The following is a 19,657-nucleotide window of genomic DNA, read 5'->3' on the forward strand; positions in this document are numbered from 1 at the left end:
AGGTTTTTACATTTTTCGATTTATCCCGATTATTGTTGTTAAAGTTTCACACACACACTTATCCACAATTTTGGTGGATAACTAAAGCAAAGCTAAATCCTATAAGGCGTTCAAGAAAGTAAAGTTTTTTATCTTACTTTTTTCTGATATTTTTTATTGACAGAAATCCGGACAATTATTAGAATTCGCGTCGCTAACAAGCAATTCCCCTTTAGTTCAGTTGGTAGAACGGCGGACTGTTAATCCGTATGTCGCAAGTTCAAGTCTTGCAAGGGGAGCCAAATTCAGAAAAAAGCTCAATCGAAAGATTGGGCTTTTTTCGTATATAACTGCGACTAACTTGTTCCAAGTTAATGTCACAAACCTAGCCGCCCGCGTTCAAGTCTCGACAAGGGGGCCAAATTTAAAAAAGCCGCATCACTCGATGCGGCTTTTTGCGTTTTAGTGCTTTGGGAGCGTATTCGACTCGCAGCTTTCCTTCTCTTTTTGATAGTTCTGAGCACCAAAACCCACAAATATGACCCTATTCGTAGGAAGCAAATCGAGTTCAATTCAAGAATGATCTTATGAAAGATCCAATTCAACTACTCCTACAAACTTGTCTCACGAAGTAAAAATTGGCCGTCTATACTTACGGTAACTTTAATAATCAATCGATTACCTGATGTTTTTTTCACCAAGTGTCTAAATCCCTAGTGATCCTTGGTTGTTATTAGGTGAGCAAAGCAGGATAATATCGGGATCGGAATCTCAAGAATTAATCCATTATGACCGAATACCTTTTGTTGTTGGTTGGCACAGTGCTGGTCAATAACTTTGTGCTAGTGAAGTTTTTAGGACTATGTCCATTTATGGGAGTCTCCAAGAAACTGGAGACTGCGATTGGCATGGGCCTCGCGACGACTTTCGTTCTAACGTTAGCGTCGGTCTCTGCATACCTAGTAGAAACCTACATCCTTACCCCTCTGGGTATTGAATACCTGCGTACCATGAGTTTCATCTTGGTTATCGCGGTGGTTGTTCAATTTACGGAAATGGTCGTTCACAAAACCAGCCCGACTCTTTATCGCCTGCTGGGTATCTTTCTGCCTCTTATCACCACCAACTGTGCGGTATTAGGTGTGGCACTTCTGAACATCAATGAAAACCACAACTTCATTCAGTCGATCATCTATGGTTTCGGCGCAGCGGTGGGTTTCTCTCTTGTATTGATCTTATTTGCTGCAATGCGTGAACGTATTGCGGTTGCTGATGTTCCAATGCCATTCAAAGGCGCATCGATTGCGATGATCACAGCAGGCCTAATGTCTCTGGCATTCATGGGCTTTACTGGGTTGGTGAAATAAACATGAGTACCATTTTAATTGCGATCATTGCGCTAGCCGTTTTAGCCGCTGTTTTTGGCGCTATTTTGGGCTTTGCTTCTATCCGTTTTAAAGTTGAAGCTGATCCTATCGTCGATCAAATCGACACCATTTTACCGCAAACTCAATGTGGCCAGTGTGGCTACCCTGGCTGTCGCCCATACGCAGAGGCGATCGCTAACGGAGACAAGATCAACAAATGTCCTCCGGGCGGCCAAGCAACCATTGAGAAGCTAGCAGATTTAATGGGCGTAGAAGTTGAAGACTCCGCTCATGACTTAGATAACAAAGTAAAAACCGTTGCCTTCATTCACGAAGATATGTGTATCGGCTGTACCAAGTGTATTCAAGCCTGCCCTGTTGACGCCATTGTTGGTGGCACCAAGGCACTGCACACAGTAATTAAAGATGAATGTACAGGTTGTGATCTATGTGTCGCACCGTGCCCTACTGACTGTATTGAAATGATTCCAGTGGCAACAACGACTGAAAATTGGAAATGGCAGATGAACATCATCCCTGTTACTGATATCACTAACCAAGCGACTGATGCGACTGCGTCAGAGCCTAAAGCATAGGGTTAGTATGATCTCTTTAATTGAACAAATTCGCACGGGCTCTATTTGGAACTTCCCTGGTGGCGTGCACCCTGCTGAAAACAAGAAACAGTCGAATACTACTGATATCGTCCATGCAAGGCTTCCAGAAGAAATCGTTCTTCCTGTGAAACAGCACATCGGTAAGCCGGGGAACCTATTGGTTGCTGCTGGCGACACTGTGTTAAAAGGTCAGCAACTTACGGCCTTAGACACAGGTTTTACTTTGCCAGTACACGCACCAACATCGGGTGTGATTACCGCTATCGAACCGCGAACTACCGCTCACCCTTCAGGCTTGAGCGAAATATGCGTGGTTATTAAACCTGATGGCCTAGACACTTGGATTGAAAAAAATCCAGTTGAAGATTTTTCGACAAAGACTTCTGACGAACTGCTTGATGTGATTCGCCAAGCTGGTATTTCAGGCATGGGCGGCGCAGGTTTCCCTACGGCTAAGAAGCTTCAATCAGGCTTAGGTCGTACCGACATTTTGATCGTCAACGCTGCGGAATGTGAACCTTACATCACCTCTGATGACAAGTTGCTTCAAGAACATGCCGACGAAGTATTAAAAGGCATCGAAGTGGTTGAACACATTCTTCAACCAAAGCTGACGGTTATCGGCATTGAAGACAACAAACCAGATGCGATAAAAGCACTTGAGATTGCAGCGAAAGACAAAGATATCGTCATTCGCGTTATCCCAACCAAATACCCTTCTGGTGGTGAGAAGCAACTTATCAAGATCCTCACCAACAAAGAGGTTCCAGCTGGCGGCATTCCTGCAGACATTGGTGTTTTGGTTCAGAACGTCGGCTCTCTTTACTCGATTAAGCGAGCGGTAATTGACGGCGAACCTGTGGTTAACCGCGTTGTGACATTAACCGGTAAAACCTTTAAGCAACCTCGTAACGTTTGGGCGCTATTAGGCACACCAGTACATGAGTTACTTGAAGAGTTTGGCTACAAAGCAGATAAAAAACTGCCGCGTTTAATTTTGGGCGGCCCGATGATGGGCTTTACCTTGCCGCATGCCAATGTGCCAATCACCAAAACGTCGAACTGTATTTTGGCGCCAACGCGTCGTGAGATCTCACCAAGCACTTACGAGATGGAATGTATCCGTTGCAGCGCATGTGCTGAAGCTTGCCCTGCGTCTCTACTTCCTCAACAACTGCAATGGCACGCCAAAGCCAACGAGTTGGATAAGTGTGAAGAGCTAAATATTAAAGACTGTATTGAATGTGGTGCATGTGCATTTGTCTGCCCAAGCGAAATCCCTCTTGTTCAGTACTATCGCCAAGCAAAAGCTGAAATCAAAACTCGAAAAGATGAAGCCGCTGCTGCAGAACGCGCCAAGATTCGTTTTGAAGAGAAGAACGCTCGTATGGAGCGTGATAAAGCCGAACGTGAAAACCGCTTTAAAAAAGCCGCAGATAACCGCCGTAAAGATATGAAAACATCCGGCGGTGATGATGCTATTGCTGCTGCGATTGCTCGTGTTAAAGCACAAAAAGCCGCTGCGGATCAGGCTCCGAATGAAGAACCAGCAGTGAAACCTGCGGTTGCTGCCGCTATTGCGAAGGCAAAAGCGAAACAAGCTGCAGCTCAAAAAGCGGAAGGCGCTGAACCAGACAACTCTGAAGTGTCTAAACTGCGTGAAGAGCGCAAGCGTCAAGCGAGAGAGCGCAAGGCACAACAAGCAGCAGCCGATACTCCTGCAGAAAGCTCAGGCGATACGAAGAAAGACGCCGTTGCTGCTGCGATTGCTCGCGCTAAAGCGAAGAAAGCACAGCAAGCGGAATCTGCTTCGGATGCTCCTGTTGAAAGCTCTGGCGATGCTAAGAAAGATGCTGTCGCTGCGGCCATTGCTCGTGCTAAAGCCAAGAAAGCTCAACAAGCTGAATCTGCTGCTGAAGCTCCTGCTGAAAAATCCGGCGATGCCAAGAAAGATGCTGTTACTGCCGCTATCGCTCGTGCTAAAGCCAAAAAAGCCCAGCAAGCGAAGCAAGCAGAAACATCTGAACCAGTGGTTGAAGTTGAAACCGAGACTCAATCGGAGCAAGTCGACCCTAAGAAAGCTGCTGTTGCTGCGGCCATCGCTCGCGCTAAGGCTAAGAAAGCACAGCAAGCGACACAAGAAACAACCGAAGCTCCTGAACCTGCAGTTGAAACTGAAGCTGGAAGTTCTGGCGATGCTAAGAAAGACGCCGTTGCTGCCGCTATAGCCCGTGCTAAAGCAAAAAAAGCACAGCAAGCTAAGCAAGCAGAAACATCTGAACCAGTAGTTGAAGTAGAAACTGATACTCAATCTGAACAGGTCGATCCGAAGAAAGCTGCTGTTGCTGCCGCTATAGCCCGTGCTAAAGCAAAAAAAGCACAGCAAGCTAAGCAAGCAGAAACATCTGAACCAGTAGTTGAAGTAGAAACTGATACTCAATCTGAACAGGTCGATCCGAAGAAAGCTGCTGTTGCTGCAGCTATCGCTCGTGCTAAAGCGAAAAAAGCCCAGCAAGCGAAACAAGACGAAACAGTAGAAACGCCAGAGCCAGTGCTCGAAGTGGCAGCTGAAACTCAATCTGAAGCTGTTGACCCTAAAAAAGCAGCCGTTGCTGCCGCTATTGCTCGTGCTAAAGCAAGAAAAGCACAGCAAGAGCTAGATAAAAAGAACAATGAGGAGAAAGAGTAGTGGCCTTCTTTATCGCCAGCTCACCGCACGCGCATAGCCGTAGAAGCACCCCAGATCTAATGAAATGGGTGGCTATTTGTGCATTGCCAGGTCTACTAGCTCAAACCTACTTCTTTGGATGGGGTACCCTCATCCAGTTAGTATTTGCTATTGCACTTGCTGTTACCTTTGAAGCAGCCGTCATGCTATTGAGAAAACGCCCGCCAGTAATGGCACTGCGTGATTACAGTGCTGTTGTAACCGCTTGGCTACTGAGTGTCGCGATTCCCCCACACTCTCCGTGGTGGATCCTCGTCATTGGTATGTTCTTCGCTATTATTATCGCGAAACACTTATACGGCGGTCTAGGGCAGAACCCATTTAACCCTGCGATGGTCGCTTACGTTGTTTTGCTGATTTCATTCCCAGTTCAAATGACCAGTTGGAATGCTCCCGCGAGCCTGACAGCAGAAGCAACAAGCTTTATTGACTCATTCTTGATGATCTTTACTGGCTTCAATAACGAAGGTTTGTCTCTGCAACAAGCACGCCTTGGCATTGATGGCACCACAATGGCGACGCCGCTTGATGCATTCAAAACGGCATTAACGGCAGGCAATACTGCCTCAGAAGCACTATCTCAACCTCAATTTAGTTGGTTAGCTGGCGTAGGCTGGGAGTGGGTAAACCTTGCTTACCTAATCGGCGGTTTAGTGCTGATTAAGCAACGTGTTATTCAATGGTATATCCCTGTGGCTTTCATCGGCAGTCTTACTCTGTTTAGCTTAGTGTTCTTAGTGCTCACTCCTGGTGAAACCGCTTCTCCAACCATTCACCTTCTGTCTGGCGCGACTATGCTTGGTGCATTCTTTATTGCAACCGACCCAGTTTCAGCATCCACGACAGTCAAAGGTCGCTTAGTGTTTGGCGCTCTGATCGGCGGTTTAGTCTTTATCATCCGCAGTTGGGGTGGTTTCCCTGATGGCGTGGCGTTTGCTGTATTGTTAGCCAACATGTGTGTTCCACTGATTGACTACTACACCAAACCTCGCACATACGGTCACTAAGGGAGCGGATACCATGCTAAATGCAATTAAGAAAAACGGCCTTGTACTCGCGATTTTTGCGTGTGCTTCGACGGGTTTGGTCGCGGTAACTCACTACCTGACCAAAGATCAGATCAAACAACAAGAACAGGCTCAGTTACTGTCTGTTCTTAACCAAGTGATCCCACACGATCAGCACGACAACGAGCTGTTTTCGTCTTGTACTTTGGTTCAAGCAGAAGAGCTTGGTACTGAGCAAGCGATGCCGGCTTACATTGCTAAGCTTAATGGTGAGCCAAGCGCGATTGCGATCGAAGCGATTGCACCAGACGGCTACAATGGCGCGATTAAAGTCATTGTTGGAATGAAAACTGACGGTACTATTTTAGGTACTCGCGTGCTTTCTCACCAAGAGACTCCGGGCTTGGGTGATAAGATTGATCTGCGTGTGAGTGATTGGATTCTTTCGTTTGCAGGTAAGCAAGTGACGGATTCTAATCTAGACCGTTGGAAGGTTCGTAAAGACGGTGGTGATTTTGACCAGTTTACTGGCGCTACTATCACGCCAAGAGCAGTCGTGAAGTCAGTCAAACAAGCGGTCCAGTACGTTAACCAAAACAACCAAGCATTGCTTGCTCAACCTCTAAATTGTGGTGGTGAATAATGAGTGACCATAAAACATTGATCAAAAATGGCATGTGGGCCAATAACCCTGCCCTAGTGCAACTTCTTGGGTTATGTCCGCTGCTGGCTGTATCGTCAACAGTCACTAACGCACTTGGGCTAGGCATTGCTACCTTGCTTGTACTGGTCGGCTCAAACGTTTCTGTTTCTTTGGTTCGTAATCATGTGCCAAAAGAAGTACGTATCCCAGTATTCGTAATGATCATTGCCTCGCTAGTAACCTGTGTTCAATTGCTGATGAACGCTTACGCCTATGGGCTTTACCTCTCTTTGGGTATCTTCATCCCGCTGATCGTAACCAACTGCATCATCATTGGTCGTGCGGAAGCCTTCGCTTCAAAAAATGAAGTGCTACCAGCGGCTCAAGATGGTTTCTGGATGGGTCTAGGCATGACATCAGTATTGGTCGTGTTAGGTGCGATGCGTGAGATTATTGGTAACGGGACCCTATTTGATGGCGCAGACCTGCTGCTTGGTGACTGGGCTTCGGTGTTACGAATCCAGATATTCCAATTTGATAACAGCTTCTTGTTAGCCCTGCTTCCACCGGGTGCCTTCATTGGTGTTGGTTTCTTAATTGCTTTGAAAAATATCATCGATAACCAAGCAAAATCTAGACAACCAAAACAAGAAAAACCAGTCATTGAACGCGCTCGCGTTACCAATGCCTAATAAGTTAAATTAGCTTAAACCTCGCTGAGTTAGCTCAACCACTCAGCGGGGGAAATCAGATCTAAACAGTACATATAATAATGACGCTCATAAGAGCGCGTAACCGATGATAAAGCAGAAGCAATCCAAGCTTCATGCCCTAACTATTTGAAAGTAATGTCGCTATGAACAATGTAAAACGAGTAGAAATACTTGAGCGTTTAAGAGAAAACAATCCAAAGCCAGAGACTGAGCTTAACTGGAACAGCCCATTCGAGCTGCTGATTGCCGTTCTATTGTCTGCACAAGCAACCGATGTCAGCGTGAACAAGGCGACGGATAAGCTGTACCCTTTAGCCAACACTCCGCAAGCAATTTTCGACCTAGGTGTTGATGGCTTAAAAGAGTATATCAAGACCATCGGCCTATTTAACTCAAAAGCAGAAAACACCATCAAAACGTGTCGTATGCTGCTTGACCTACATAATGGTGAAGTACCGGAAGATCGCGCTGCATTAGAAGCCCTTCCAGGTGTCGGTCGTAAAACAGCAAACGTAGTGTTAAATACCGCATTCGGTTGGCCAACCATTGCCGTTGATACTCACATCTATCGTGTATCAAACCGCACTAAGCTAGCGATGGGTAAAACCGTCGACGATGTCGAAGCAAAACTACTTAAAGTTATCCCAAAAGAATTCAAACTGGATGTCCACCATTGGCTCATTCTTCATGGACGTTACACCTGTGTCGCACGTAAACCACGCTGTGGCAGCTGTATCATTGAAGACCTCTGTGAATTCAAAGAAAAGAGCGAAGATTAGTCTTTCCGTTCACAACGATTAATCAATACGGCAGCGCTTAAAGCGCTGCTTTTTTATTGCCACTCTCTAGAATCCGCCTCTACATAAGTTTTCACTTCTAATTCTGCGTTCCCAAGACAACAGGCATAAAAAATCCCGCCTTTTATGGCGGGATTCAATTATTTAGCTAAGAAGTCTGTCTTAGATAAACTCCACTTTAGTCACTTCTTTGATAGCAGATAGAACAAATGTTGGTACTGCTGCAATGAAGATTAACGATATTAAGTGATTAAACTCTAGCGCTTCTGTGCTGAATACCAACTGACCGAAGCTTGTGTACACAACGCTTAAAGACAAGATAGCCGATACTGCCACCGCACCAAGTAGGTAGTGGTTAGTGAACGGATTCTTACGATAAATCGTTGTAAACGTACGTGCATCGAACAAGCTCCAAAGTTGAGCAAAGATCAGTGTTAAAAACGCAACGGTTTGTGCGTATTGAGCACTGTAACCACCGTCGAGTGCGTAAGAGAATGTCACAAAGCTTAGACCACCTAATGCGAGACCACGAGTTAGGATACGAGCGCCTAGACCATTAGAGAAGAAGCCTTGGTCACGTTTGCCTGGCTTACGCTCCATGAGATCTTTCTCTTCTGGCTCAACACCGAGTGCGAGTGCTGGTAGACCATCAGAAACGAGGTTAACCCATAAAATCATTAGTGGAGTTAGCGGAAGTACTACATCTGGTCCCATGAGTAGGAATGCAAATAGGATTACCGAAACCTCACCCACGTTCGCTGTAAGTGCTTGGCGGATAAACTTACGTAGGTTATCGAAAATTTGACGACCCTGACGTACCGCCTTCACGATAGTACTGAAGTTGTCATCCAACAGGATAAGGTCACCTGAGTCTTTCGCAACAGACGTACCTGTAATACCCATCGCAACACCAATGTCTGCACGACGCAGTGCTGGCGCATCGTTCACGCCGTCACCGGTCATAGAGGCAACTTCATTGTTCTCTTGCTGCGCTTTTACGATACGCAGCTTGTGCTCTGGAGTAACACGGGCAAATACTGCAACCTGAGAACAGATAGACAACAGCTTCTCGTCATCCATTTGGTCAAGCTCAGCACCCGTTACCACTAGATCGTCTTCGCTACGGATGATTCCGATTTCACGAGCAATCGCTGCTGCCGTGACTGCGTGGTCACCGGTAATCATTACCGTACGAACACCAGCGCTATAACAGCTATTTACTGCATCGCGTACTTCTGGGCGTGGTGGATCCATGATGCCATAGATACCCAGGATGCTGACGTCTTTTTCAAGCTCAGGGAAATCTAACTCAAGCTCTTCTTCTTTTAATTCACGGAAACCAACGGCAAGTGTACGCAGAGCATCACCACCAAAGGTTTGGATTGCCGCTTCAAAGTTTAAATGAAGCTCTTGAGACGGTGCGGTATCGAGAGCCAAGTTGCCTGAAACTTCACAGCCAACCGTTGGTACGAAACCACCGTCAACCATGAAGCTGGTTGATTTACCAAGAACAACATCTGGCGCACCTTTCAATGCTAGGAAGTGCTTACCTTGTGGGTCACGAACGATAACAGAAGCCATCTTACGACCAGAATCGAACGGGAACTTCTTAACGATTGAGTAGCCACCCGTTGATAGCATTTCATCTTGTTTAAGACCTGCTTTTGCAGCTGCAACAATTAGTGCACCTTCTGTCGGGTTGCCACGAACCGTCCATTTACCATCAGCATTTACATATTCAGCATCGTTACAAAGCGTTGCAACAACAAGACCTTTCATCATTGCAGGGCTGTTTGTCGCTTCGACATTGTGACCTTTGGTAATGAATTCACCCTTAGGATCAAAACCTTTACCTGACACATCCCAGTAACGACCAGACACATCGTACGCTTTCATCACCTGCATTTGGTTTTGTGTTAGCGTACCGGTTTTATCTGAACAGATAACGGTTGTAGAACCAAGCGTTTCGATTGCTGCTAGCTGTTTAGCCAAAGCATTATTCTTAACCATCTTAGTCGAGCCCATCGTTAATACGATAGTAACCACCGTTGGTAAACCTTCAGGAATAGCGGCAACCGATAAAGAGATACCTGTTGTTAGGATTTCTAACCATGGCATACCGTGGTAAACACCGATAGCACAAACAATAGCAACAACCACAAGAGCAACAACCAATAATGCGAGTGCGATGGTGTCCATACGCTCTTGCATTGGTGTTTTCGTCTCTTCCGTTTGGTTCATCATATCAGCGATGTGACCAACTTCAGTTTGCATACCTGTGCTTGTTACCACAGCAAGGCCTGTACCTGTAGTCACGATTGTTGTCATGAAGCCCATGTTCTTCTGATCGCCAAGACCAAGGGTCTCATCTTCAAGGCGTTCAGACTGCTTATTCACTGGCTCAGATTCACCGGTCAGTGCAGCCTCATCTACCGTCAGACGGTTTGACTCAAGAATACGAACATCAGCAGGCAGAATATCGCCAGTATTAATTTTGATGATGTCACCAGGAACGAGGGTTTTAGCTGGAACACTGATCCATTTACCATCGCGCATCACTTCGGCTTCTGGAGCTGCCATTTCTTTTAGCGCTTCCATCCCTTTCTGAGCTTTAAATTCTTGCCAGAACGCGATACCAGTATTGATAAGGATAATCACTGCAATAGCCATAGCATCAATCGCGTGGCCAGTAGACCAAGAAACGATTGCACCAACAGCTAGAATAAAAATCAGTGGGTTTTTATATTGATGAATATACAGTTCCCACGCAGAAGCTGACTCTTGTGCAGTCAGTTCGTTAGTGCCGTGCTTCTCTAAGCGTGCATCCGCTTCAGAAGTTGATAAACCTGTCGTTTGATCTGCGTTCAGTTCGTTTAAAACATCTGAACTTTGTTGTGTAAACCATTTACTCGTCATTTGAGTACTCCACATCAATGCCTCACGCCGAGGCTAATGTAATAAAATAATACTTATTCTTATGTGATAGAAAAATCGCACAAATCAAAAGTGAATATTTAGTCGATTTGGTGCGCTTGAAAAACTATATAGTAAGGATTGTCTATTTAGCAAAGATCGCAAAAGATACACTTGATACACACTTGACAACTACTTTGAAAACACAACCACATCAAACATAAAACATAAAACAAACAATACAAGCCCAAACTATTGTTTAAAAAAGATAAGCACAAAAAATAGACACCCTTTGCATTTTCGTAAAAACCATTGGTTATCGGCGTATTTTATCGAAAATTCCTTAATAACGAAGTAAAACATCGGAATAACCTTTCTATAAACAGGGAGATGTTGGCGTAATCATAAATTGATAAAATGGAAAGTTAGATGCCAATTGTAAAAACGAAAGGAAATCAGCAACAAGATGGAGATATAAGTCACAATTCAACAACCAAGGCCATTCTTGGCCATTACAAAAAAGACCAACACTCAAACTTACTATTTATGCAAAACTGCGAATTAAGCGCTAGTGACTGACAAATTAATAAGGCCGTCGCTCTTTAATTTCTTGTAATACAAATAAGAAAAAAGGCAGAGGGGGAGAGTAAGATAGATGATGAGAATAAGAAAATATGACCAAACTCATCATCTCTTTGGTGTTGCTTATGAGCTTGCTCATATATAGTGCTATAAAAGAAACAACCAATAACAAGCTAGGAGCAAATCATGTCAAACGGTCGTATTTTACACACCATGCTACGCGTGGGTGATCTAGACAAGTCTATCGAGTTCTACACCAATGTAATGGGCATGCAGCTATTACGTAAGAACGAAAACAAAGAGTACGAATACACACTGGCTTTCGTTGGCTTTGGCGACGAATCTCAAGGCGCAGTGATTGAGCTGACTTACAACTGGGGCACCACGGAATACGATCTTGGCTCTGCTTTTGGTCACGTTGCTATCGGTGTTGATGACATCTACACAACGTGTGATGCGATTAAAGCAGCTGGCGGCAACGTAACGCGAGAAGCGGGTCCGGTTAAAGGCGGCTCTACACACATTGCGTTCGTTAAAGATCCTGATGGCTACATGATTGAGCTGATTCAGAACAAACAAGCAAGCGCAGGTCTAGAAGGTTAATTCCTTAACCTCTTTGAGAAGTTGAGTTTGAACGCCTGATGAAATGAAAAACGAAGCGAGCACTATGCTCGCTTCTTTTTTATCACTCTCACCATAATCGATATTCTTTACCAATTATTCTTAACAATCTCATTGATGAAACTTTACATGATAATGATTATCATTTAAATTAACCACCTATTGATTAGTGAGGTAATACAATGATTAGCGAATGGGAAAAACACACGTTACTTGCCGATACTGCATTGCAGCTCGACGATCCTGTACGAAGTATTCTTCATTATCAGCAGGCTTTGAACTTAAGTGAAGAAATTACAGAACGCACCGATATTCAAGCCGATGAACGCTTACTGATCTCGGTGATTTCTTGCCACAATCTTGCTCAATTCTGGCGTTGGGCTGGCGACACTGAATACGAGCTCAAGTATCTTCAACTGGCTTCCGAAAAGGTACTCACACTGATCCCTCAGTGCCCTAATACTCAATGTTCAAGCTTTATCGATTCTATTGGTTGCTGTAAGAAAGCGCTGATCGATTTCATGAAACGCCACCCAAACCCTAAAATTGCCTCTATGGTGGAGAAGATCGATACCGCGACCAACTGTGAAATGATCGCCCGCTTCCGCTTGAACTAAACAAGTTACGTCCAAACAACGACTCCAAATCTAAAACATAAAAAAGCCCGTCATCAAGACGGGCTTTGTCATTTCAAAACAAGCTATTGTTTAGCTTAAACCTGTGTACGACCTAAAGAGATCACAACACGTCGGTTCTTGTCTTTACCAATTGGCGAGTTATTGTCTGCAATCGGACGACGCTTACCATAGCCTTGTACTTGAATACGATCTTCTGGCAAGCCTAGAGATTTGAAGTACTCTCTTAACGATTCCGCTCTGCGCTCTGAAAGGTTTTGGCTAATCCCTTTGCTGTCGACAGAGTCGGTGTACGTTGCCACCAGCACAAGGTCGATGTCTTGATTATAGCGAACGTAATCAGCAATCTGGCTCAGCCTTTTACGCGACGATTTATTAAGCTGATCGCTGTTGCGGTCGTAATGCAAAATAGTGAAAGAGATATCTTCAAAGCTGTAAGGCAGCAGATTAGCAACACAGTCACTGAACACATTGTATTTTTCTTGGAATAGCACTGACGACAACGACACTTCGATACGTTGATCTCGGCTCTGCCACTCTTGGTAGCTGAATGTCGGATAACGCCCTTTCTCCAACTCACTCAAGATGCCCCAAGCTGTTTGACCACCGACATAGCCATCAAATTGTTGGAAGAACTTAATGGTTGTCATGCGATCAGCACTTTCACCCGGACGCCAAGGTGGCGGCATCGAAATCAAGCTGACATTACGCGTCGCACCCATTGGGCGACGCATTTTAAGCTCAAAGTCCAAAATGATTTTTTTACTCGCGCGAGATGAGAACTCAGCATCACCAAAGTTTGGAATTGGGTGAACCAAGCGACATTCTAGTGGCGTGTTGGCCACCATCTCCCATGTCGACTGTTGAGGAGATGCTCCGTAACGCTTTTCTTGTGCCATGACCGATGACGACACAAGTAGCGAAAATAGCATTGAACCTGTTATGAGTTGTTTCTTCATAAAGTGGAGTATCTCTTAAGCAATTCGTTTAACAATGCAGCCAATTGCCGCATTTTTCTCTCACGTTCAAATATGCAATTATCAAGCCGTAATGGGTTAGGTAATTTATGATTTATTGCCCTTCCCTAGTTTTTATCACTGCTATTATCTGCAATAATGCAGCCTTAATCACACTTATTTGGGCTAACATGACTGTAGAAAACGAAGCTCTGACCCTAAAAAAACGCTTTCGCGGCTATTTTCCAGTGGTCATCGACGTGGAAACCGCAGGGTTTAACGCTGAAACCGATGCATTATTAGAAATCTGTGCCATTACATTAAAAATGGATGAGAACGGAGATCTGCACCCTGCATCAACGCTTCATTTTCACATTGAGCCTTTTGAAGGCGCAAATATAGAGCAGGCAGCATTAGACTTTAACGGAATTAAAGACCCATTTAGCCCATTACGTGGTGCTGTGTCGGAACAAGAAGCCCTTAAAGAAATCTACAAGCTAGTGAGAAAAGAACAAAAAGCTTCAGATTGCAGTCGCGCAATCATGGTTGCTCACAACGCTACATTCGATTTGAACTTCGTTAATGCGGCAAGTGAGCGCTGTAAGCTTAAACGCGTCCCTTTCCATCCATTTGCTACTTTTGACACTGCAGCTCTTAGTGGTCTTGCCTACGGTCAAACCGTTTTGGCTAAAGCTTGCCGCACTGCAGGGATGGAATTTGACAACAAAGAAGCACACTCTGCTTTGTATGATACGCAAAAAACCACAGAGTTATTTTGCGGCATTGTAAACAAATGGAAAGCCCTTGGTGGTTGGCCTCTTGTTGACGAAGAATAAAAAATAGAGTCGGTAAACGTTTTTTCGTATTGCCTTCATAAAAAACACAACATCCCGAGAATAATATGAATCCTGTTGTAATTTCAGTTTGCATCATGCTTGTTTTAGCTTTGATGCGCGTAAACGTAGTCGTTGCTCTGACGTTCAGTGCAATTATCGGTGGCGTAGCCTCTGGTATGAGCTTGAACGACGCAGTCGCGGCTTTCGAAAGTGGATTAGGCGGCGGTGCAACGATTGCACTTAGCTACGCTATGCTTGGTACATTCGCTGTTGCTATCTCACGTTCTGGTATCACAGATCTCCTTGCTCAAAGTGTTATCAAACGCATTCACGGCAAAGAGAACAGTGCGGCATCGACTGGTCTTAAATACGGCATCCTTGCGTCGTTGATCTTAGTGACTATGTCTTCGCAAAACGTGATTCCAGTACATATCGCCTTCATCCCAATCTTAATCCCACCTCTACTAGGCGTATTCGCAAAAATGAACCTAGACCGCCGTCTAGTTGCGTGTGTACTTACTTTTGGTCTGATTACACCTTACATGGTGCTACCGATTGGTTTTGGTGGCATCTTCCTAAACAACATTCTGCTTAAAAACCTTCACGACAATGGTCTTGAAAACGTAGTAGCAAGCCAAGTGCCAATGGCGATGTTGTTACCCGCTGCGGGCATGATCTTCGGTCTTCTTACTGCAGTATTCTTTACTTACCGTAAGCCTCGCCAATACAAAGAAACCTCTCACACTGTTGTTTCAACAGAAGTGAAAGAGATCAACAAGAAGCACATCTTAGTTGCAGCGGCGGGTATCGTAGCTGCGCTAACAGTTCAACTGTCGACGGGCTCTATGATCATCGGTGCTCTAGCGGGTTTCATGGTATTTACCTTCGGTGGCGTCATTGCTTGGAAAGAGACACAAGATGTCTTCACCAAGGGCGTTCACATGATGGCAATGATCGGTTTCATCATGATTGCAGCGGCAGGTTTCGCGGCAGTTATGAAGCAAACAGGTGGCGTTGAATCTCTGGTTGAAGCACTTTCAACAAGTATTGGCGACAACAAGCCTCTAGCAGCACTACTTATGCTAATTGTTGGTCTATTGGTTACTATGGGCATTGGTTCTTCGTTCTCTACGATTCCAATCCTTGCAACTATCTACGTTCCATTAGCAGCAGCATTTGGCTTCTCGCCTATGGCAACAATCGCCCTAGTAGGTACAGCTGCAGCACTTGGTGATGCGGGCTCTCCGGCTTCTGACTCAACATTAGGTCCAACGTCTGGTCTAAATGCTGATGGTCAACACGAGCACGTATGGGAAACCGTAGTTCCAACATTCCTGCACTACAACATCCCACTGATCGTATTCGGTTGGATTGCAGCCATGGTTCTGTAATTAGGTTTGTAGTTAAAGAGCCCTACACTCACTTTTATAAAGACCGCCTCGTGCGGTCTTTTTTGTCTCTGAGATTCATTCTACTCTTCCTTCCGCTCACTCTCATTGAACTAGCGACACCAAACAAAAAAGGCTTACTCTGATGAGTAAGCCTCAGAAATCATTGCGAATACAGATGACTCTCGCTGAATTACGCAGTGGGAACATTACTCACTAAAATTTCGCGAATAGACTTAAGCGTCGCTTCCGTTGAATGATAATCCAATTCAACTTCACTAAAGATGCCGTTCACTTCAAGCATTAAGGTCGGGTAAGAAAATACACCCATCGCTTCTTTAAAGCCTAGCTGGTCATCTAACTCACTTTCCAATAACTTGCTAGAAAGGTCATTTTCAAACTGTTGAACATTCATACCTAGCTCTTCAGCCAACTGCAAATGTGTGTCTTGGCTATGTGGCAACATCGCACGAAGGTAGTAAGCATGTTGAATCGCTTCAAGCATCGCTTCGTAGTGGTCTTGAAAACCTGCAGCAATCACGGCACGGCACGCAGGGTAAGTACTGCGAACAGGTTGGCACTCTGTCCAAAAATCATGGTTAAACTCAGTACCCAACTTAGCTTCGATCTGCTTCCAAATCGCTTGCAGCTTGCCTTTCATCTCTTCTGACATTGGCTCATCAGAATCCGGAGCCAAACCACCCACTACATAGTTAAACTCAATGCTCGCAGGCAATTGTTGTTTCAATAACTCAAGTGTTGGCTTGTAACCCCAACACCAGCTGCACATTGGATCATGCACATAATGAAGTTTTACGTTCATTGTTCATTCCTTATCGAGTCAATGATTCGATCAATTCAAACAAAAAAGGAGCCTGATTAAGGCCCCTCATTTTAACTATTCAGCGCAAAGGCTAGAACTTATTCAGCGTCATCGCCAGCAACTTTAGCCGCTGCTTCTTTGATGATTGGCTGAAGTTCGCCTTTTTGGAACATCTCAAGAATGATGTCACAACCACCGATTAGCTCACCTTCAACCCAAAGTTGTGGGAAAGTTGGCCACTGTGCGTAAGCAGGAAGCTCTGCACGGATATCAGGGTTTTGTAGGATATCTACGTAAGCAAATTTTTCGCCACATGCCATTAGAGCTTGAGACGCTTGAGAAGAGAAACCACAGCTAGGTAGCTTAGGAGAACCTTTCATGTACAGTAGAATAGTGTTTTCTTCAATTTGCTGTTTGATTTTATCGATAGTTTCCATTGCTTCCTCGTTAATGGATTACGGCTTTTATTGCCTTTATTCTACCCCAAACTAAAAGAATAAAAACCATATAAAAAAAGCGGGTAACAAGCTAAGCTAACAATTCACACAAAAGTGATGAAATAAGCTTTTAATAAAGTAAAAACTTGCTAAACTATATCGCAAGTCAGCAAATTGACCATGGTTGGCAGTATAGCGAGCCATGAATAATAATATCACTGGAAGCAATCGAAAGAGTTAACTCTTTCATATCAATGGAGAATTGAGCAATGGCATTTGAACTACCGGCTCTTCCTTACGCGAAAGACGCGCTAGAACCACACATCTCAGCAGAAACGCTAGATTTCCACCACGGTAAGCACCACAACACTTACGTTGTTAAGCTAAACGGTCTTATCCCAGGTACTGAGTTTGAAGGCAAAACACTAGAAGAGATCGTTAAGACTTCTACTGGTGGTGTTTTCAATAACGCTGCTCAAATCTGGAACCACACGTTCTACTGGCACTGTCTTGCTCCTAAAGCAGGCGGCGAACCAACTGGCGCTGTTGCAGAAGCTATCAACGCTGCATTCGGTTCTTTCGAAGAATTCAAAGCGAAATTCACTGATTCAGCAATCAACAACTTCGGTTCTTCTTGGACTTGGTTAGTTAAGAAAGCTGACGGTTCTCTAGACATCGTTAACACTTCTAACGCTGCTACTCCTCTAACAGAAGAAGGTGTTACTCCACTTCTAACTGTTGACCTATGGGAACACGCTTACTACATCGATTTCCGCAATGTTCGCCCTGACTACATGGCTGCATTCTGGAACCTAGTAAACTGGTCTTTCGTAGAAGAGAACCTAGCTAAGTAATTATTGCTTACGCTGCGCTATTTATAGCGAGTTATCTATTGAAAGCTCATGCCTCGGCGTGAGCTTTTTTGTATCTGTCGTGTTCCACAAAATCTAAACATTTCGTAATAAACCCGCCAATAGCGCTTACTTCTCGAACTATTGATAGCCTTCTTCCCAACCCTACATAAATTCTCTATTTGCCTGTAATTAAACACTAAAGTTTGCCGACTCCATGCCGTTAAAGGTGTATCCAATGAGAGGCGACATGCAAATACATACTTTAGACAAAGCAGGAATCATCAACGAACTGAAGTTCGGCATCGGGATCAGCCAAGCGGTTGAGCAAGGTCGCCGTGCAGATTTCGCGTTGCTGTTATCTATGTTTTCTAATGATGTCCGTGATTGCACGCCAATTGACACCATTGAAATCACAGAGACAAATGAAGATCGCCTGCGCAAACAATTTGGCGTAGCAGAACCTCAACAACTGCGTTCAAACCAGTCTTCATATGAGATTTCAGCTCAGCAATCTAATCATTTTCATCAAGCTAGCCTTGCCAGCGCCAAACTCAGCCATTACTTGAAACCTGAAGCGCTTGCCTTCATGCCTGAAGATACAGCCGACTTACCCGAAGAGGTTTACCAAAACCTTTCTGGTCATGACCGACGCAAACTCGCAAACAAGCATTTACCTGATTTGCCACATGCCACGCTCTACAATGAGCTAACCACCGCGCAACGTCAGTATCAAATTCAAGCTCAAGTATAGCGGTCGCCTACCTTTCCCTTTTTCGCTGTCTATCCATAGCTCTTCTTCGACTAACTCGCACACTTCAAAGTATTCACACGAATGATATGAACCACTAGCCTTAGGCAACCTAAAAACACCTGATGTCGTTTACCGCTTGAAGTTACTACAAAATGTGACGTGCCACTAAGTTCATAAAAACTTATTAATTGGCACACCTTAGTTTGAACCAATTCACACCCGTTGTATAAATTTTAACCCATCCTTATCCGACATGGACGATTTGTTTAGGTACTGGGATGGAAATAAAAAGCTCAATCATATTGGTGACATCTGCCGGCTCGCGACTGGGGGGGGCGATTGCGAACCACTTTGTTAACCTTGGAGCCACCGTCATCCTTTGTGATAAAGACACGGAAGCACTTAAAGCGACGTATCTACAGTGTGCCCGGTTTTCTGACTCTGTTTACCACTACACGCTCAAAGGCAATGACAGCCAAGCGATTCTCAGCGTATATGATTTTATTCAAACCACCTTCAACACGACACCCGATGTGCTGGTCAATAACTGGATAAGCTCCCCAATGCCTAGCCTAATTGGCGATCAGCCTGTGAGCAGCTTTATTAATGATCTCTCATCGATGGCATCGACCCTGTTCGCATTTGGGCAAATCAGTGCTGAGAGATTGCGAGAGGAAGATAAGGAAGGCGTGATTGTGAATGTGATATCTCATGATGACTTTCACGATGTGTCTGGCTTAGAGAGCGCAAACTCAATGATCACTGGCTTTACCCATAGTTGGGCGAAAGAGCTGACTCCCTTTGGCATTCGAGTCGGTGGCGTTGCTCCCGCCGTTCATAACTCCGATGGCAAGCTCAACCGATGTCACTGGGCGCAGCTGCAAGACGAGCTGACCAGAACAACCGAATACATTGTCTCGAATGACTACTTCAGTGGGCGAGTTGTCGCGGCAGAGGTTTAACTCCCTATTCCAATTGAACATGACTGGCTCAGCTCATATTAAGTAGCA

Annotated in this window: 18 protein-coding genes and 1 tRNA gene; 15 read left to right on the forward strand and 4 right to left on the reverse strand. The window is 44.8% G+C overall.

Going from position 1 to position 19,657, the window contains the following annotated elements:
- Positions 1 to 205: 205 nt before the first annotated feature.
- The 8 genes from AB4517_RS06180 to nth all read left to right on the forward strand — a co-directional run bounded on the left by AB4517_RS06180 (position 206) and on the right by nth (position 7,833).
- Positions 206 to 281: transfer RNA gene (locus AB4517_RS06180), tRNA-Asn, on the forward strand.
- 486 nt (positions 282 to 767) lie between these two features.
- Positions 768 to 1,346, forward strand: a complete 579-nt coding sequence (gene rsxA, locus AB4517_RS06185; RefSeq protein ID WP_004734039.1) for an electron transport complex subunit RsxA — start codon at positions 768 to 770, stop codon at positions 1,344 to 1,346.
- Positions 1,347 to 1,348: 2 nt separating this feature from the next.
- Positions 1,349 to 1,942, forward strand: coding sequence for an electron transport complex subunit RsxB (gene rsxB, locus AB4517_RS06190; RefSeq protein WP_004734040.1), 594 nt, complete (start codon positions 1,349 to 1,351; stop codon positions 1,940 to 1,942).
- A 7-nt stretch (positions 1,943 to 1,949) separates the two neighbouring features.
- A complete protein-coding gene (gene rsxC / locus AB4517_RS06195; RefSeq protein ID WP_372148062.1) occupies positions 1,950 to 4,652 on the forward strand; it encodes an electron transport complex subunit RsxC in 2,703 nt (900 codons plus the stop codon).
- Complete coding sequence (gene rsxD / locus AB4517_RS06200) at positions 4,652 to 5,698, forward strand: electron transport complex subunit RsxD (RefSeq protein ID WP_017063459.1); 1,047 nt, start codon at positions 4,652 to 4,654, stop codon at positions 5,696 to 5,698. Before rsxC ends, rsxD begins: the two co-directional genes overlap by 1 nt.
- A 13-nt stretch (positions 5,699 to 5,711) precedes the next feature.
- Positions 5,712 to 6,341, forward strand: a complete 630-nt coding sequence (gene rsxG, locus AB4517_RS06205; protein WP_017061171.1) for an electron transport complex subunit RsxG — start codon at positions 5,712 to 5,714, stop codon at positions 6,339 to 6,341.
- Positions 6,341 to 7,033, forward strand: coding sequence for an electron transport complex subunit E (locus AB4517_RS06210; protein ID WP_012603531.1), 693 nt, complete (start codon positions 6,341 to 6,343; stop codon positions 7,031 to 7,033). Before rsxG ends, AB4517_RS06210 begins: the two co-directional genes overlap by 1 nt.
- A gap of 164 nt (positions 7,034 to 7,197) precedes the next feature.
- Positions 7,198 to 7,833, forward strand: coding sequence for an endonuclease III (gene nth, locus AB4517_RS06215; protein WP_017061172.1), 636 nt, complete (start codon positions 7,198 to 7,200; stop codon positions 7,831 to 7,833).
- Positions 7,834 to 8,013: 180 nt separating this feature from the next.
- On the opposite strand, the gene AB4517_RS06220 is transcribed toward nth, so the two are convergent.
- A complete protein-coding gene (locus AB4517_RS06220; protein ID WP_017061173.1) occupies positions 8,014 to 10,767 on the reverse strand; it encodes a cation-transporting P-type ATPase in 2,754 nt (917 codons plus the stop codon).
- 765 nt (positions 10,768 to 11,532) lie between these two features.
- Between AB4517_RS06220 and gloA the strand changes: the two genes are divergently transcribed.
- A complete protein-coding gene (gene gloA, locus AB4517_RS06225) occupies positions 11,533 to 11,949 on the forward strand; it encodes a lactoylglutathione lyase (RefSeq protein ID WP_004734046.1) in 417 nt (138 codons plus the stop codon).
- 200 nt (positions 11,950 to 12,149) lie between these two features.
- Entirely contained in the window at positions 12,150 to 12,584 is a 435-nt protein-coding gene (locus AB4517_RS06230; RefSeq protein WP_004734047.1) for a DUF2753 domain-containing protein, read from the forward strand.
- 95 nt (positions 12,585 to 12,679) lie between these two features.
- Here the strand turns inward: AB4517_RS06230 and motY are convergent, their stop codons facing one another.
- Positions 12,680 to 13,561, reverse strand: a complete 882-nt coding sequence (gene motY / locus AB4517_RS06235; RefSeq protein WP_017063457.1) for a flagellar protein MotY — start codon at positions 13,559 to 13,561, stop codon at positions 12,680 to 12,682.
- Positions 13,562 to 13,749: 188 nt separating this feature from the next.
- Between motY and rnt the strand changes: the two genes are divergently transcribed.
- Positions 13,750 to 14,394, forward strand: a complete 645-nt coding sequence (gene rnt, locus AB4517_RS06240) for a ribonuclease T (RefSeq protein ID WP_017061178.1) — start codon at positions 13,750 to 13,752, stop codon at positions 14,392 to 14,394.
- A gap of 65 nt (positions 14,395 to 14,459) precedes the next feature.
- On the forward strand, positions 14,460 to 15,785 hold the full coding sequence (locus AB4517_RS06245) for a Na+/H+ antiporter family protein (protein ID WP_048611564.1): 1,326 nt from the start codon (positions 14,460 to 14,462) through the stop codon (positions 15,783 to 15,785).
- Positions 15,786 to 15,975: 190 nt separating this feature from the next.
- Here the strand turns inward: AB4517_RS06245 and AB4517_RS06250 are convergent, their stop codons facing one another.
- Positions 15,976 to 16,605 (reverse strand): DsbA family protein, encoded by a 630-nt coding sequence (locus AB4517_RS06250; RefSeq protein ID WP_372148063.1) that lies wholly within the window; start codon positions 16,603 to 16,605, stop codon positions 15,976 to 15,978.
- A gap of 98 nt (positions 16,606 to 16,703) precedes the next feature.
- Positions 16,704 to 17,042, reverse strand: coding sequence for a Grx4 family monothiol glutaredoxin (locus AB4517_RS06255; RefSeq protein WP_004741702.1), 339 nt, complete (start codon positions 17,040 to 17,042; stop codon positions 16,704 to 16,706).
- A 269-nt stretch (positions 17,043 to 17,311) separates the two neighbouring features.
- Between AB4517_RS06255 and sodB the strand changes: the two genes are divergently transcribed.
- The 3 genes from sodB (at position 17,312) to AB4517_RS06270 (ending at position 19,609) form a co-directional block, all read left to right on the forward strand.
- Positions 17,312 to 17,896 (forward strand): superoxide dismutase [Fe], encoded by a 585-nt coding sequence (sodB, locus tag AB4517_RS06260; protein ID WP_004734050.1) that lies wholly within the window; start codon positions 17,312 to 17,314, stop codon positions 17,894 to 17,896.
- A gap of 247 nt (positions 17,897 to 18,143) precedes the next feature.
- On the forward strand, positions 18,144 to 18,647 hold the full coding sequence (locus tag AB4517_RS06265) for a VC2046/SO_2500 family protein (RefSeq protein ID WP_261881426.1): 504 nt from the start codon (positions 18,144 to 18,146) through the stop codon (positions 18,645 to 18,647).
- 278 nt (positions 18,648 to 18,925) lie between these two features.
- Positions 18,926 to 19,609 (forward strand): SDR family oxidoreductase, encoded by a 684-nt coding sequence (locus AB4517_RS06270; RefSeq protein ID WP_372148064.1) that lies wholly within the window; start codon positions 18,926 to 18,928, stop codon positions 19,607 to 19,609.
- Positions 19,610 to 19,657 lie beyond the last annotated feature (48 nt).

Source organism: Vibrio sp. 10N.222.52.C3 (assembly GCF_041474195.1).
Taxonomy (GTDB): Bacteria; Pseudomonadota; Gammaproteobacteria; order Enterobacterales; family Vibrionaceae; genus Vibrio; species Vibrio crassostreae_C.

Coding starts and splice junctions, on each gene's coding strand:
- rsxA (WP_004734039.1), top strand. CDS start 768: ATGACCGAATACCTTTTGTTGTTGGTTGGCACAGTGCTGGTCAATAAC.
- AB4517_RS06230 (WP_004734047.1), top strand. CDS start 12,150: ATGATTAGCGAATGGGAAAAACACACGTTACTTGCCGATACTGCATTG.
- gloA (WP_004734046.1), top strand. CDS start 11,533: ATGTCAAACGGTCGTATTTTACACACCATGCTACGCGTGGGTGATCTA.
- AB4517_RS06245 (WP_048611564.1), top strand. CDS start 14,460: ATGAATCCTGTTGTAATTTCAGTTTGCATCATGCTTGTTTTAGCTTTG.
- AB4517_RS06255 (WP_004741702.1), bottom strand. CDS start 17,042: ATGGAAACTATCGATAAAATCAAACAGCAAATTGAAGAAAACACTATT.
- AB4517_RS06210 (WP_012603531.1), top strand. CDS start 6,341: ATGAGTGACCATAAAACATTGATCAAAAATGGCATGTGGGCCAATAAC.
- rsxG (WP_017061171.1), top strand. CDS start 5,712: ATGCTAAATGCAATTAAGAAAAACGGCCTTGTACTCGCGATTTTTGCG.
- AB4517_RS06265 (WP_261881426.1), top strand. CDS start 18,144: ATGCAAATACATACTTTAGACAAAGCAGGAATCATCAACGAACTGAAG.
- motY (WP_017063457.1), bottom strand. CDS start 13,561: ATGAAGAAACAACTCATAACAGGTTCAATGCTATTTTCGCTACTTGTG.
- rsxC (WP_372148062.1), top strand. CDS start 1,950: ATGATCTCTTTAATTGAACAAATTCGCACGGGCTCTATTTGGAACTTC.
- AB4517_RS06270 (WP_372148064.1), top strand. CDS start 18,926: ATGGAAATAAAAAGCTCAATCATATTGGTGACATCTGCCGGCTCGCGA.
- nth (WP_017061172.1), top strand. CDS start 7,198: ATGAACAATGTAAAACGAGTAGAAATACTTGAGCGTTTAAGAGAAAAC.
- rnt (WP_017061178.1), top strand. CDS start 13,750: ATGACTGTAGAAAACGAAGCTCTGACCCTAAAAAAACGCTTTCGCGGC.
- sodB (WP_004734050.1), top strand. CDS start 17,312: ATGGCATTTGAACTACCGGCTCTTCCTTACGCGAAAGACGCGCTAGAA.
- AB4517_RS06250 (WP_372148063.1), bottom strand. CDS start 16,605: ATGAACGTAAAACTTCATTATGTGCATGATCCAATGTGCAGCTGGTGT.
- AB4517_RS06220 (WP_017061173.1), bottom strand. CDS start 10,767: ATGACGAGTAAATGGTTTACACAACAAAGTTCAGATGTTTTAAACGAA.
- rsxB (WP_004734040.1), top strand. CDS start 1,349: ATGAGTACCATTTTAATTGCGATCATTGCGCTAGCCGTTTTAGCCGCT.